Here is a 14,162-nt window from a genome sequence, read left to right on the forward strand (position 1 = left end):
CGCGTTACCAGCGATAGTGCGAGAACGCACGGTTCGCTTCGGCCATGCGGTGCGTGTCCTCACGCTTCTTCACCGCGTTGCCGCGGTTGTTCGACGCATCGAGCAGCTCGGCCGACAGACGCTCGACCATGGTGCGGTCGTTGCGGTTGCGGGCCGCCTGGATGATCCAGCGGATGGCCAGCGCCTGGCGCCGCTCGGCGCGCACTTCCACCGGCACCTGATAGGTGGCACCGCCAACGCGGCGGGAGCGAACCTCGATCGCCGGAGCGACGTTATCGAGAGCCTGCCTGAAAATCTCCAGCGGGTCAGACTTGGTCTTGGCCTCGATCGCGTCGAAAGCGCCGTACACGATCGCTTCCGCGACGGATTTCTTGCCGTCATACATGATCGAGTTCATGAACTTGGTCACGACCACGTCATGGTATTTGGCGTCTGGAATAATCTCACGCTTTTCGGCGCTGTGACGACGGGACATCTGCTAGCCCTTGCAAAACTTCGCCACCACACCCCACCGGCCGGCGGCGCATCAATTCGGTTAGCGGCGTCGCGGGCGAAGCGCTACCCGCGACGGACCACATTACTTCGGACGCTTGGCGCCGTACTTCGAACGGCGCTGCTTGCGGTTCTTGACGCCCTGGGTGTCGAGCACGCCGCGCAGGATGTGGTAGCGCACGCCCGGAAGGTCCTTCACGCGGCCGCCGCGGATCATGACCACCGAGTGCTCCTGCAGGTTGTGCCCCTCGCCCGGGATGTAGCCGATCACCTCGAAGCCGTTGGTCAGGCGCACCTTGGCGACCTTACGCAGGGCCGAGTTCGGCTTCTTCGGCGTCGTGGTGTAGACGCGCGTGCACACGCCGCGCTTCTGCGGGCAGGCCTGGAGCGCCGGAACCTTGTCGCGAGCCTTCGGCGCAACACGCGGCTTGCGAATGAGCTGACTGATCGTCGGCATCGAGTTCTCTCTTCCGAATGCCGCCGGTTTCCCGCACGGCCACCAATACTTCCAGTGTCGCGCACGGACTTGCCGACGCGCTCGCACCGCCAGAATTCCCGCCCCCGACCCGTTCCGCCAACGCACGAATCGCGCGCGACCAAAACGAATTTGCGCCTTCGGCCCTTCCAGCCTCCGGCGCGCCACGTGCAGAGGATCACGCGTGTGCGCGATCGTGCCCCCAGAGAATGACGTCTGACCAAGGTCAGGGGTGCTTGGAGGACAGCGTTTAGGCGTATGGTCCAGGCAGGCGCCCGGATCTCAACTGGCCTACAGCCTGTCGTGCGGGGTTCTTCTACCGGACGAGTCGGGCTTCGTCAACCGGAGCGCCGGCTGCGCCCGCGGCGCCAACCCCTTGACGTTCCGTTAACAGGCGCGCTTTCCCGCCCTGCCCCGCCGGCCGCCGTCTCCTGCGGCGCCGCTGCCGCGGCGGGCGCCAAAAGGAAGGGGCCGCCCGGCGGGCGGCCCCCGTTAGCGTAACCGCGGCTTACTCCGCAGGCGGCAGCGCCGCGGGCGGCGCCGCCGGGGTCGGGGCCGGCTTGCGGTGCTGCGCCAGGATGAGCTCGTCGCGCCGGCGCGCCACCTCGCGCAGGGCCGCGGCGATGGCGCCGGTGCCCGCCGGGATCAGCGAGCCGACGATCACGTTCTCCTTCAGGCCTTCGAGATTGTCGCAGCGGCCATTGACCGCCGCCTCGGTGAGCACCCGCGTGGTCTCCTGGAACGAGGCGGCCGAGATGAACGAGCGGGTCTGCAGCGAGGCCTTGGTGATGCCGAGCAGCACCGGATTGCCCGACGCCGGCTTCTTGCCCTCGGCCTCCAGCGCCTGGTTGGCCTCATGCAGGTCGAAGCGGTCCACCTGCTCGCCGACCATGAAGTCGCTGTCGCCCGGATCGGTGATCTCGACCTTCTGCAGCATCTGGCGGACGATCACCTCAATGTGCTTGTCGTTGATCGTCACGCCCTGCAGGCGGTACACCTCCTGGATTTCGTTGACCAGGTAGGCGGCCAGCTCCTCCACGCCCTTGATGGCGAGGATGTCGTGCGGCGCCGGGTTGCCGTCGACGATGAAGTCGCCGACCTCGACCACGTCGCCGTCCTGCAGGTGGATGTGCTTGCCCTTCGGGATCAGGTACTCCACCGGCTCCGAACCGTCATGCGGCTCGAGCGTGATGCGGCGCTTGTTCTTGTAGTCGCGGCCGAAACGGATGGTGCCCGACTTCTCGGCGATGATGGCGGCGTCCTTGGGACGGCGCGCCTCAAACAGCTCCGCCACGCGCGGCAGACCGCCGGTGATGTCGCGGGTCTTGGCGCTGTCCATGGGGATACGGGCCAGCACGTCGCCCGCCTTCACATGGGCGCCCGGATCGACGGCGATGATGGCGTCCACCGACAGCAGGTAGCGGGCTTCCGAGCCGCGCTGCAGGCGCGCGACCTTGTCGCCCTGCATGATGGCGATGGCCGGCTTCAGGTCGGAGCCGCGCGAGCTGCCGCGCCAGTCGGTGACCAGACGCTTGGCGATGCCGGTGGACTCGTCCACCGTCTCGGTCAGCGACGCGCCTTCCACCAGGTCCTCATAGGCGACCACGCCGTCCACCTCGGTGAGGATCGGGCGGGTGTAGGGATCCCAGTCGGCCAGACGCTGGCCGCGCTTCACCGTGTCGCCGTCGTCCACCCGCAGGCGGGCGCCGTACTGCACGCGGTGCACCGCGCGCTCGGCGCCGTCCGGACCGTGGATGACGATCGAGATGTTGCGCGCCAGCGCGATCAGGTCGCCGTCCGAATTGCGGGCCACGTGACGGTTGCGGATCTTCACCGTGCCCTCGAAATTGCTCTCGAGGAACGAGTGGTCGGCGATCTGCGCCGCGCCGCCGATGTGGAAGGTGCGCATGGTGAGCTGCGTGCCCGGCTCGCCGATCGACTGCGCCGCGATGACGCCCACCGCCTCGCCGAGGTTCACCGTGTGGCCGCGCGCCAGGTCACGGCCGTAGCAGGTGGCGCACACGCCGTTCTTGCTGTCGCAGGTCAGCACCGAACGGATGCGGATCTGCTGGATGTTGGCGGCGTTGATGGCGTCGATGTGCTTCTCCTCCACCATCTCGCCCCTGGCGACGATGACGTTGCCGTCGGCGTCAACCACGTCGTCGGCCACGGTGCGGCCAAGGACGCGCGACACCAGCGACGCCACCACCTGGCCGGCGTCGACGATGGCGCGCATGGTGATGCCCTTGGTGGAGCCGCAGTCGGTCTCGCGGATCACCGCGTCCTGGGCCACGTCCACCAGGCGGCGGGTCAGGTAGCCCGAGTTGGCGGTCTTCAGGGCGGTGTCGGCCAGACCCTTGCGGGCGCCGTGCGTCGAGTTGAAGTACTCGAGCACGTCCAGGCCTTCCTTGAAGTTCGAGACGATGGCGCTCTCAATGATCTCGCCCGAGGGCTTGGCCATCAGGCCGCGCATGGCGCCGAGCTGCTTCATCTGGGCCGGCGAGCCGCGGGCGCCCGAGTGGGCCATCATGTAGATGGAGTTCACGGGCCTGTCGCGGCCGTTCTCGTCCTTCTCCACGCGGGAGATGCAGGCCATCATCTCGGCGGCGAGCTTGTCCGAGCACTTCGCCCAGGCGTCCACCACCTTGTTGTACTTCTCGCCCTGGGTGATCAGGCCGTCCTGGTACTGCTGCTCGTAATCCTTGACCAGCGCGCGGGTGGCCTCGACGATCTCCCACTTGTTCGGCGGCACGACCATGTCGTCCTTGCCGAAGGAGATGCCGGCGCGGCAGGCGTGCGAGAAGCCCAGCGCCATGATGCGGTCGCAGAAGATCACCGACTCCTTCTGGCCGCAGGTGCGGTAGACGAGGTCGATGAGCGCCTGGATCTCCTTCTTGGTCATCAGCTTGTTGACCACGTCGAAGGTCAGGCGCGGATGCCTGGGCAGCACGCGCGACAGCAGCACGCGGCCCGGCGTCGTGTCATAGAAGCGGCTGTAGGTCTGGCCGTTCTCGTCCACGCCGGTCCAGCGGTACCTGATCTTGGTGTGCAGCGTCACCACCCGGCTGGCGAGGGCGTGCTCCAGCTCGCCGATGTCGCCATAGACGCCCTGCATCGGGTTGCGGGCGTTGCCGGGGCGGTGCTCGCCCGGCTCGCCGTCGGCCATCATCGACATGTAGTACAGGCCCAGAACGATGTCCTGGGACGGCACGATGATCGGCGAGCCGTTGGCCGGATGCAGGATGTTGTTGGTGGACATCATCAGCACGCGCGCTTCCAGCTGCGCTTCAAGCGACAGCGGGACGTGCACGGCCATCTGGTCGCCGTCGAAGTCGGCGTTGAACGCGGCGCAGACCAGCGGATGCAGCTGGATGGCCTTGCCCTCGATCAGCACCGGCTCGAAGGCCTGGATGCCGAGGCGGTGCAGCGTCGGGGCGCGGTTCAGCATCACCGGATGCTCGCGGATCACCTCGTCGAGGATGTCCCAGACTTCCGGCTTCTCCTTCTCCACCAGCTTCTTGGCCTGCTTCACGGTGGACGCGTAGCCCTTGGCGTCAAGGCGCGCATAAATGAACGGCTTGAACAGCTCCAGCGCCATCTTCTTGGGCAGGCCGCACTGGTGCAGCTTCATCTCCGGGCCGACCACGATCACCGAACGGCCGGAGTAGTCGACGCGCTTGCCCAGCAGGTTCTGGCGGAAGCGGCCCTGCTTGCCCTTCAGCATGTCGGCCAGCGACTTGAGCGGACGCTTGTTGGCGCCGGTGATGACGCGGCCACGGCGGCCGTTGTCGAACAGCGCGTCCACCGCCTCCTGCAGCATCCGCTTCTCGTTGCGGATGATGATGTCGGGCGCGCGCAGCTCGATCAGGCGCTTCAGGCGGTTGTTGCGGTTGATGACGCGCCGGTAGAGGTCGTTCAGGTCGGAGGTGGCGAAACGGCCGCCGTCCAGCGGAACCAGCGGACGCAGGTCCGGCGGGATCACCGGAATGACCGTCATCACCATCCACTCGGGACGGTTGCCGGACTGCTGGAACGCCTCGATGATCTTGAGGCGCTTCATCAGCTTTTTCGGCTTCAGCTCAGAAGTGGTGGTGGCGATCTCGTCGCGCAGGCCGGCGGCGATCTTCTCGAGGTCCATGTCGCGCAGCATGTCGCGGATGGCCTCGGCGCCGATCTTGGCGGTGAAGCTGTCCTCGCCGTACTCGTCCTGGCAGCGCAGGTACTCCTCCTCGGACAGCAGCTGGCGCTCCCTGAGCGGGGTGATGCCCGGATCAAGGACCACATAGGACTCGAAATACAGGATGCGCTCAAGGTCCTTGAGCGTCATGTCGAGCAGCAGGCCGATGCGCGACGGCAGCGACTTGAGGAACCAGATGTGCGCCACCGGGGCGGCCAGCTCGATGTGGCCCATGCGCTCGCGCCGCACGCGCGCGAGGGTGACCTCCACGCCGCACTTCTCGCAGATGACGCCCTTGTACTTCATCCGCTTGTACTTGCCGCACAGGCACTCGTAGTCCTTGATCGGACCGAAGATGCGGGCGCAGAACAGGCCGTCGCGCTCGGGCTTGAACGTGCGGTAGTTGATCGTCTCCGGCTTCTTGATCTCGCCGTACGACCACGAAAGGATTTTTTCAGGGCTGGCGATCGAGATCCTGATCCTGTCGAAATTTTGCGCCGGCGCCTGGGTGTTGAAGAGATTCATGACCTCTTGATTCATCACCATCTCCTGAAATTCGTGCGGAAGGGGGGCTGGCGCCCGTCCCTTCCCCGGAAGCCCGCGGGCTTCACCGGAAAAAGGCGCCCCGGCTGACCGGGGCGCGCGCTGACGCAAACTTATTCCGCGGCCTCGACCGGCGGATTCTCCTCAGCCTCGGCCTCCAGCTGGCGCGAGTTGATGAGCTCGACGTTGAGACCCAGCGACCGCATTTCCTTGACGAGCACGTTGAAGCTCTCCGGAATGCCGGCCTCGAAGGTGTCGTCGCCGCGCACGATGGCCTCGTAGACCTTGGTGCGGCCGGCCACGTCGTCCGACTTGACCGTGAGCATCTCCTGCAGCGTGTAGGCGGCGCCGTAGGCCTCGAGGGCCCACACCTCCATTTCGCCGAAACGCTGGCCGCCGAACTGGGCCTTGCCGCCCAGCGGCTGCTGGGTGACCAGCGAGTACGGACCAATGGAGCGGGCGTGGATCTTGTCGTCCACCAGGTGGTGCAGCTTCAGCATGTAGATGTAGCCGACGGTGACCGGACGGTCGAAAGGCTCGCCCGTGCGCCCGTCGTACACCGTGCTCTGGCCGGTGCGGCTGAGGCCCGCCTTCTCCAGCATGGCCTCGATGTCGGCCTCCTTGGCGCCGTCGAACACCGGCGTGGCCATGGGCACGCCGCGGCGCAGGTTCTGGCCAAGCTCCAGCAGCTCCTCGTCGTTGAGCTCGCCGATCAGCGGGTCGTTGTCGTAAACGTCGTTCAGCCGGTCGCGCAGCTGCTGCAGCTCGCCGCCGCGCAGGTAGGCGTCCACCGCCTCGCCGATCTGCCTGCCGAGGCCGGCCGCGGCCCAGCCCAGATGGGTCTCGAGAATCTGGCCGACGTTCATGCGGCTCGGCACGCCGAGCGGGTTGAGCACCACGTCCACCGGGGTGCCGTCCTCAAGGAACGGCATGTCCTCGATGGGCAGGATGCGCGACACCACGCCCTTGTTGCCGTGGCGGCCGGCCATCTTGTCGCCCGGCTGGATCTTGCGCTTCACGGCGATGAAGACCTTGACCATCTTCATCACGCCGGGAAGCAGCTCATCGCCACGCTGCACCTTCTCGACCTTGTCCAGGAAGCGCTGCTCAAGCCGCTTCTTGGAGTCGTCGTACTGCTTGCGCATGGCCTCGATCTCGCCCATCAGGCGGTCGTCGGCCACGGCGAACTGCCACCACTGGGAGCGCGGATGCTCCTCAAGGATCTCGCGGGTGATGACCGCATCCTTGCGGGTGAAGCCCCTGGGGCCGGCCACCGCCACCTGGCCGGTCAGGGCCTCGGCGAGACGGGCGTAGACGTTGCGGTCAAGGATGGCCTGCTCGTCGTCGCGGTCCTTGGCGAGACGCTCGATCTCCTCGCGCTCGATGGCCTGGGCGCGCTCGTCCTTGTCCACGCCGTGGCGGTTGAACACGCGCACCTCCACCACGGTGCCGGTGACGCCCGGGGGCACGCGCAGCGAGGTGTCGCGCACGTCGGAGGCTTTCTCGCCGAAGATGGCGCGCAGCAGCTTCTCCTCCGGCGTCATCGGGCTCTCGCCCTTCGGCGTGATCTTTCCGACGAGAATGTCGCCCGCGCGCACCTCGGCGCCGACATAGACGATGCCGGCCTCGTCAAGGTTCTTCAGCGCCTCCTCGGAGACGTTGGGAATGTCGCGGGTGATCTCCTCCGGGCCCAGCTTGGTGTCGCGGGCCATCACCTCGAACTCCTCGATATGGATCGAGGTGAACACGTCGTCACGGACGATCCGCTCGGAGAGCAGGATGGAGTCCTCGAAGTTGTAGCCGTTCCACGGCATGAAGGCCACGAGGCAGTTGCGGCCCAGCGCCAGCTCGCCCAGATCCGTCGACGGGCCGTCGGCGATGATGTCGCCCTTGCGCACGAAATCGCCCACCTTCACCAGCGGACGCTGGTTGATGCAGGTGTTCTGGTTCGAGCGCTGGAACTTCATCAGGCGGTAGATGTCCACGCCCGACTGGCTCGGATCCAGGTCTTCGGTGGCGCGCACCACGATGCGGGTGGCGTCCACCTGGTCGACGATGCCGGTGCGGCGCGCGGCGATGGCGGCGCCGGAGTCGCGGGCCACCACGGCCTCCATGCCGGTGCCGACGAAGGGCGCGTCCGCCTTCACCAGCGGCACGGCCTGGCGCTGCATGTTCGAGCCCATGAGGGCGCGGTTGGCGTCGTCGTTCTCAAGGAACGGAATGAGCGCGGCGGCCACCGACACCAGCTGGCGCGGCGACACGTCCATGAAGTCCACGCGGTCCGGCGGCAGCACCACCACGTCGCCGGCGTGACGGCACACCACCATCTCCTCGACGAGGCGGCCGTCGCCGTCCACGGCGGCGTTGGCCTGGGCGATGTTGTACTTCGCCTCCTCCATGGCCGAGAGGTACACCACCTCGCTGGTCACCACGCCGTCGCGCACCACGCGGTACGGCGTCTCGATGAAGCCGTACTTGTTGACGCGCGCGAAGGTGGCCAGCGAGTTGATCAGGCCGATGTTCGGACCTTCCGGCGTCTCGATCGGGCAGATGCGGCCGTAGTGCGTCGTGTGCACGTCGCGCACCTCGAAGCCGGCGCGCTCGCGGGTGAGGCCGCCCGGGCCAAGGGCCGACAGGCGCCGCTTGTGCGTGACCTCCGACAGCGGGTTGGTCTGGTCCATGAACTGGGACAGCTGCGAGGAGCCGAAGAACTCGCGCACCGCCGCCGCCGCCGGCTTGGCGTTGATCAGGTCCTGCGGCATCACGGTGTCGATGTCCACAGACGACATGCGCTCCTTGATGGCGCGCTCCATGCGCAGCAGGCCGAGGCGATACTGGTTCTCCATCAGCTCGCCCACCGAGCGCACGCGGCGGTTGCCGAGGTGGTCGATGTCGTCCACCTCGCCCTTGCCGTCGCGCAGCTCCACCAGAGCCTTGACCACCGCCAGGATGTCCTCCCGGCGCAGGGTGCGCACGGTGTCCGGGCAGTCGAGGTCGAGGCGCATGTTCATCTTCACGCGGCCGACCGCGGACAGGTCATAGCGCTCGCTGTCGAAGAACAGCGAGTGGAACATGGCCTCGGCCGCCTCCAGCGTCGGCGGCTCGCCCGGACGCATGACGCGGTAGATGTCGAACAGCGCCTCCTCGCGGCTGGCGTTCTTGTCCAGGGCGAGGGTGTTGCGGATGTAGGGACCGACGGTGACGTGGTCGATGTCGAGGATCGGCAGCGCGTCGAAGCCGGCCTCCTCAAGCGCGCGCAGCAGCTTCTCGGAGAGCTCCTCGCCGGCCTCGGCGTAGATCTCGCCGGTCTCCGGATTGACCAGGTCCTCGGCGATATAGAGGCCGACGAGGTCTTCCTCGGGCGCCTGCAGGAAGCGCAGGCCCTTCTCCGCCAGCTGGCGGGCCGAACGGGCGGTGAGCTTGCGGCCGGCCTCGATGGCGACCTCGCCGGTCTCCGCGTCGATCATGTCGACGGTGGCCTTGAAGCCCTTCATCCGCTCGGGATTGTACGGCATGCGCCAGCCCCGCCGGTCGCGGGTGTACATGACCGTGTCGTAGAAGGTGGAGAGGATCTCCTCCCCGTCGAGGCCAAGGGCGTAGAGCAGCGACGTGACCGGAATCTTGCGGCGCCGGTCGATGCGCGCGTAAACGATGTCCTTGGCGTCGAACTCGATGTCGAGCCACGAGCCGCGATAGGGAATGATGCGGGCTGCGAACAGCAGCTTGCCCGACGAATGGGTCTTGCCCTTGTCGTGGTCGAAGAACACGCCCGGCGACCGGTGCATCTGCGAGACGATGACGCGCTCGGTGCCGTTGATGATAAAGGTGCCGTTCGCCGTCATGAGCGGAATGTCGCCCATGTAGACGTCCTGCTCCTTGATGTCCTTCACGGACCTAGCGCCGGTGTCCTCGTCAATGTCGAACACGATGAGGCGCAGCGTCACCTTGAGCGGCGCGGCGAAGGTCAGGCCGCGCTGGCGGCACTCGTCGACGTCGTATTTCGGCGGCTCGAAGGTGTACTTGACGAACTCGAGCAGGGCCGCGCCCGAGAAGTCGCTGATCGGGAAGACCGAGCGGAAAACGCCCTCCAGGCCCTCGTTCGGACGGCCGCCCTCCGGCTCTTCAACCAACAGAAACTGGTCATAGGACGCCTTCTGAACCTCGATGAGGTTCGGCATCTCCGCCACTTCAGCGATCCTGCCGAAACTTTTGCGGAGGCGTTTCCTGCTGGTGTTGGTCTGAGCCATGTGGTCCCTCACCATTCAGACGACCGTGGCGGTCAGCGGCGCCTTTGGGAGCGCGGGCGACCAGGCCAGGATCGCGGCGCCGGCGGCGCCAGAATCCCTGTTTGCGGCTCTGCCGCAGGCCAGCTCCGGCCGTACGCCGGAGACGGCTTGACGGTCCCGGAGGAATTCCTCCGGGACCGCCAGCATGCGCGATCGGGCGGCCGCCCGCGGACGGCCGCGATCCGGATCAGGTGAGCTCGACCTTGGCGCCAGCCTTCTCGAGCTGCTCCTTGATCTTCTGGGCCTCGTCCTTGGCGACGCCTTCCTTCAGGGTCTTCGGAGCGCCCTCGACCAGGTCCTTGGCCTCCTTCAGGCCCAGACCGGTGATGGCGCGCACCTCCTTGATGACCTCGATCTTCTTGTCGCCAGCCGAAGCCAGGACGACGTTGAACTCGGTCTTCTCCTCGGCCGGAGCGGCGCCGGCGCCGCCAGCAACCGGAGCAGCGGCCACGGCCACGGCGGCCGCGGCGGACACGCCCCACTTCTCCTCAAGCAGCTTGGCCAGCTCAGCGGCCTCGAGAACGGTCAGAGCCGACAGGTCGTCGACGAGTTTAGCCAGATCAGCCATGATAAACTTTCCTGATTGTGTTCGAACTTTGACAGGGTCTCAAAGACCTCAGGCCGCGTCCTTGTTGGCATAGGCCCCAACCACCCGCGCCAGCTTTGCGGCCGGAGCGGTCGAGAGCTGCGCCAGCTTCGTCGCCGGGGCCTGGATGAGGCCGACCAGCTTGCCGCGCAGTTCATCGAGAGACGGCAGCGAGGCCAGGGCCTTCACGCCGTCCGCGTTGAGGGAAGTGGCGCCCATCGCGCCGCCAAGCACCTTGAACTTTTCGTTGGTCTTGGCGAAGTCGACAGCCACCTTCGCCGCCGCAACCGGGTCGCTGCTGTAGGCCAGCAGCGTCGGGCCCTTGAGAAGGGGCGCGATGGAAGCGACGTCCTTGCCTTCGAGAGCGATCTTCGCGATGCGGTTTTTCGCGACCTTCACGGAAGCGCCGGCCTGCTTCATCTCCCTGCGGAGCTTCTGCATGTCGGCGACCGAAAGGCCCGAATAGTGGGCCACGACCACAACGCCCGCGTTCGAGAACACGTCGTTGAGAGTCGCGACGAGCTCAGCTTTTGCTGCTCTGTCCACTTGGCTCTCTCCGGTTGGCGAACGGGTTTCCCCTGTTCGCCGGCTGCACATGCCGCCGCCTTCCCGAAGGAAACGCGGCGACGCTCGCAAGCCCTGTCCCCCAGGCCGCGATCACCAGGAATCGCGCCTGACGTGCGAGGTTCGAACCGTTACGCTGGCTGAGCTGCGCCAATGGCGGCAGGTGTCCAGAATGCGGTCAGACCCGTCTGTGCTGGCATCATGCGATATTAAGCCCGGGAAACTCCCTGAAGGCGCCGGCAGTCTTGGACAGGACGCATAAACCGGTGCGACGGAGGCGCGCCTCCGTCTCCCGGCCATGACCGCCCTTGCGGGGCGGATCTCCGGCCGCCGGCCCGATTCCGGACCGGCGGTCGCATTACGAATGGGGTAAATAGTCCCTCCAGCGTCATTTGCCAATAGCAATGCGCGTGGGCGGACCGGCGCGGACGGGCCGCGCCTCCCCTGAAGCGTTCGCCGCGGCTCAGGCCGGGGTGGTGACGCTGGCGAGATCCAGACGCAGGCCCGGCCCCATGGTGGTGGAGACCGAAACGCGCTGGATGTACGCGCCCTTGGCGCCGGCGGGCTTCGCCCTGGCCACCGCGTCCACGAAAGCGCGGATGTTCTCGACCAGCTTGCCGTCTTCGAAGGAGACCTTGCCGACGCCGGCGTGCACGATGCCCGCCTTCTCGACGCGGAACTCGACGGCGCCGCCCTTGGCCGCGCCGACGGCGCCGGCCACGTCCATGGTCACCGTGCCGACGCGCGGGTTCGGCATCAGGCCGCGCGGGCCCAGAATCTTGCCGAGGCGGCCGACCAGACCCATCATGTCCGGCGTGGCGATGCAGCGGTCGAAGTTGATGTTGCCGGCCTGCACCTGCTCCATCAGGTCCTCGGCGCCCACGACGTCGGCGCCGGCGGCCCTGGCCTCATCAGCCTTGGGGCCGCGGGCGAACACGGCCACGCGCACGGTGCGGCCGGTGCCGTTGGGCAGGTTGCAGACGCCGCGCACCATCTGGTCGGCGTGACGCGGATCGACGCCGAGGTTCATGGCGATTTCGACCGTCTCGTCGAACTTCGCGGTCGCGCGCTCCTTCAGGAGCTTCACGGCCTCTTCGACCGGGTACGGATGGTTGCGGTCAATGCCCTGGCGGGCGGCGGCGACGCGCTTGGAAATACGGGCCATGCTTGCCTCCCTCAGGCGACCACTTCGATGCCCATCGAGCGGGCGGAGCCGCGGATCATGGACATCGCCGCCTCAATGCTGTCGCAGTTGAGGTCGGCCATCTTCTTCTCGGCGATCTCGCGGATCTGGGCTTCGGTCACCCGGGCGACCGGCGCGCCGCGGCCCGGGGTCTTGGCGCCGGAGGCGGGCTTCTTGCCGAGCTTCAGGTTGGCGGCCTTCTTGAGGAAGAACGTCACCGGCGGCTGCTTCATCTCGAAGCTGAAGGAGCGGTCGGCGTACGCGGTGATGATCACCGGGATCGGCGTCCCCTTCTCCATCTGCGCGGTCTTCGCGTTGAAGGCCTTGCAGAACTCCATGATGTTCAGACCGCGCTGGCCAAGCGCGGGGCCGATCGGCGGCGACGGGTTCGCGGCGCCGGCGGGCACCTCGAGCTTGATGTAGCCAACTACTTTCTTAGCCATGACTGCTCCAGAAAAAATCGCCCGCGCCCTGCGGCGGTCCTCCCGCCCCAGGTCCGGGTTCTGCGCAGACCGCGGTGCGACGCGTGACTCCGGCTGGCGACCGGCGCGCCTTCCACGGCGTTTGGAGAGTGCGTCCGTTAAACGCCGGACACGATTCTGTCAATGCGCGAAGCGCCCGCGGCCTGTCCGGCCCCGGGCGCCGCGGCGCTTCCGGCGCGGCCGCGCGCCCCCCTCCCCTGCCGGGGACGGGAGCGGCGCGGATCCGCGTCAGACCTTGTCCACCTGGGTGAACTCCAGCTCCACCGGCGTGGCGCGGCCGAAGATCGACACCGCGACCTTGAGACGCGAGCGGGCCTCGTCGACCTCCTCCACCACGCCGTTGAACGAGGCGAAGGGGCCGTCGGCGACGCGCACCGTCTCGCCCACCTCGAACGTGATGGACGACTTGGGACGCTCCACGCCTTCCTGCACCTGGCCCTTGATCCGCGCCGCCTCCGCTTCGGAGATCGGCATCGGCTTCTGGTCCTGGCCGAGGAAGCCGGTGACCTTCGGCGTGTTCTTGATGAGGTGGTAGACCTCGTCGGTGAGGTCGCACTTCACCAGCACGTAGCCGGGGAAGAACTTGCGCTCGGCGTCGACCTTGCGGCCGCGGCGCACCTCGACGACCTTCTCGGTCGGCACGAGGATTTCCTCGAAACTGTCGCTCAGTCCGCGCTGGGCGGCCTGGTCGCGGATCGACTGGGCCACCTTGTTCTCGAAGTTCGAATAGGCGTGGACGATATACCAGCGCTTGGCCATCCCGTCCCCCTTAGCGGCCGACGCCGAGGATGAGGCCCACGGCGAAACGGATGACCTGATCCGCGGCGACGAAGAAAATCGCGGCGATGATCACCATCACGAACACCATGGCCGTGGTGACCATCGTCTCCTTGCGGGTCGGCCAGGTGACCCGGGAGGCCTCCTTGCCCACCTGCTGGATAAATTCAACAGGGCTAGTCTTCGCCATCATGTGCCGGCGCCGCCAGAGCGGCCCGCTCCCAGTGCAAGAGTGCCGGATCCAGCGCCGCAAGCGGGCGGGACCGGAAATTGTTCGACATAGGGACGATCGGCGCCCCTGGCGTCAAGCCCCCCCGTTCGCCGCGCGGGAGGTCGCCGCGGCCAGATCCCCCGCCCCGCGCGGACGGAGACGGAATCGCCGCCGGCCCATTATGACCGCGGAACGGCTGGCCGCGCCAGAGACGTATGGGGAAGAAACCGGACTGGCCGCCCCGCCGGCCGCCTCCGGCCCGGCGGCCCGGAAACAAAAAAACCTGCCGGCAGCCTGGCTGCTGGCAGGAGTGGAGGGACTCGAACCCCCAACCCCCGGTTTTGGAGACCGGTGCTCTAGCCGATTGAGCTACACTCCTAAGCGGC

10 protein-coding genes and 1 tRNA gene are annotated in these 14,162 nt (G+C 67.1%); all 11 read right to left on the reverse strand.

Going from position 1 to position 14,162, the window contains the following annotated elements:
- Positions 1-4: 4 nt before the first annotated feature.
- Positions 5-475, reverse strand: coding sequence for a 30S ribosomal protein S7 (gene rpsG, locus ACFFJB_RS08590; RefSeq protein WP_376830799.1), 471 nt, complete (start codon positions 473-475; stop codon positions 5-7).
- A 102-nt stretch (positions 476-577) separates the two neighbouring features.
- Positions 578-949, reverse strand: a complete 372-nt coding sequence (gene rpsL, locus ACFFJB_RS08595; RefSeq protein WP_376830800.1) for a 30S ribosomal protein S12 — start codon at positions 947-949, stop codon at positions 578-580.
- 526 nt (positions 950-1,475) lie between these two features.
- The gene (rpoC, locus tag ACFFJB_RS08600) at positions 1,476-5,684 is read right to left on the reverse strand and encodes a DNA-directed RNA polymerase subunit beta' (RefSeq protein WP_376830801.1); all 4,209 of its coding nucleotides are present in this window, start codon (positions 5,682-5,684) and stop codon (positions 1,476-1,478) included.
- A 116-nt stretch (positions 5,685-5,800) separates the two neighbouring features.
- Positions 5,801-9,934, reverse strand: a complete 4,134-nt coding sequence (gene rpoB, locus ACFFJB_RS08605; protein WP_376830802.1) for a DNA-directed RNA polymerase subunit beta — start codon at positions 9,932-9,934, stop codon at positions 5,801-5,803.
- 226 nt (positions 9,935-10,160) lie between these two features.
- Entirely contained in the window at positions 10,161-10,541 is a 381-nt protein-coding gene (gene rplL, locus ACFFJB_RS08610) for a 50S ribosomal protein L7/L12 (RefSeq protein ID WP_376830803.1), read from the reverse strand.
- Positions 10,542-10,589: 48 nt separating this feature from the next.
- Complete coding sequence (gene rplJ, locus ACFFJB_RS08615) at positions 10,590-11,105, reverse strand: 50S ribosomal protein L10 (protein WP_376830804.1); 516 nt, start codon at positions 11,103-11,105, stop codon at positions 10,590-10,592.
- A 481-nt stretch (positions 11,106-11,586) separates the two neighbouring features.
- On the reverse strand, positions 11,587-12,288 hold the full coding sequence (gene rplA / locus ACFFJB_RS08620) for a 50S ribosomal protein L1 (protein WP_376830805.1): 702 nt from the start codon (positions 12,286-12,288) through the stop codon (positions 11,587-11,589).
- An 11-nt stretch (positions 12,289-12,299) separates the two neighbouring features.
- Positions 12,300-12,749 (reverse strand): 50S ribosomal protein L11, encoded by a 450-nt coding sequence (gene rplK, locus ACFFJB_RS08625; RefSeq protein ID WP_376830806.1) that lies wholly within the window; start codon positions 12,747-12,749, stop codon positions 12,300-12,302.
- 267 nt (positions 12,750-13,016) lie between these two features.
- Positions 13,017-13,547 (reverse strand): transcription termination/antitermination protein NusG, encoded by a 531-nt coding sequence (gene nusG, locus ACFFJB_RS08630; protein ID WP_376830807.1) that lies wholly within the window; start codon positions 13,545-13,547, stop codon positions 13,017-13,019.
- Positions 13,548-13,557: 10 nt separating this feature from the next.
- Positions 13,558-13,755: a preprotein translocase subunit SecE gene (gene secE, locus ACFFJB_RS08635; protein ID WP_376832605.1), complete on the reverse strand. Its 198-nt coding sequence runs from the start codon at positions 13,753-13,755 to the stop codon at positions 13,558-13,560.
- A 323-nt stretch (positions 13,756-14,078) separates the two neighbouring features.
- Positions 14,079-14,155: transfer RNA gene (locus ACFFJB_RS08640), tRNA-Trp, on the reverse strand.
- Between the last annotated feature and the right edge of the window lie 7 nt (positions 14,156-14,162).

The sequence above is a fragment of the Camelimonas abortus genome (assembly GCF_042432745.1).
GTDB lineage: Bacteria > Pseudomonadota > Alphaproteobacteria > Rhizobiales > Beijerinckiaceae > Camelimonas > Camelimonas abortus.

What these genes read in the sequence shown, in the direction of transcription:
- rplK (WP_376830806.1), bottom strand. Translation starts at nt 12,749, where the DNA reads ATGGCTAAGAAAGTAGTTGGCTACATCAAGCTCGAGGTGCCCGCCGGC.
- rpoC (WP_376830801.1), bottom strand. Translation starts at nt 5,684, where the DNA reads ATGAATCAAGAGGTCATGAATCTCTTCAACACCCAGGCGCCGGCGCAA.
- rpsG (WP_376830799.1), bottom strand. Translation starts at nt 475, where the DNA reads ATGTCCCGTCGTCACAGCGCCGAAAAGCGTGAGATTATTCCAGACGCC.
- secE (WP_376832605.1), bottom strand. Translation starts at nt 13,755, where the DNA reads ATGGCGAAGACTAGCCCTGTTGAATTTATCCAGCAGGTGGGCAAGGAG.
- rplA (WP_376830805.1), bottom strand. Translation starts at nt 12,288, where the DNA reads ATGGCCCGTATTTCCAAGCGCGTCGCCGCCGCCCGCCAGGGCATTGAC.
- rpoB (WP_376830802.1), bottom strand. Translation starts at nt 9,934, where the DNA reads ATGGCTCAGACCAACACCAGCAGGAAACGCCTCCGCAAAAGTTTCGGC.
- nusG (WP_376830807.1), bottom strand. Translation starts at nt 13,547, where the DNA reads ATGGCCAAGCGCTGGTATATCGTCCACGCCTATTCGAACTTCGAGAAC.
- rplL (WP_376830803.1), bottom strand. Translation starts at nt 10,541, where the DNA reads ATGGCTGATCTGGCTAAACTCGTCGACGACCTGTCGGCTCTGACCGTT.
- rpsL (WP_376830800.1), bottom strand. Translation starts at nt 949, where the DNA reads ATGCCGACGATCAGTCAGCTCATTCGCAAGCCGCGTGTTGCGCCGAAG.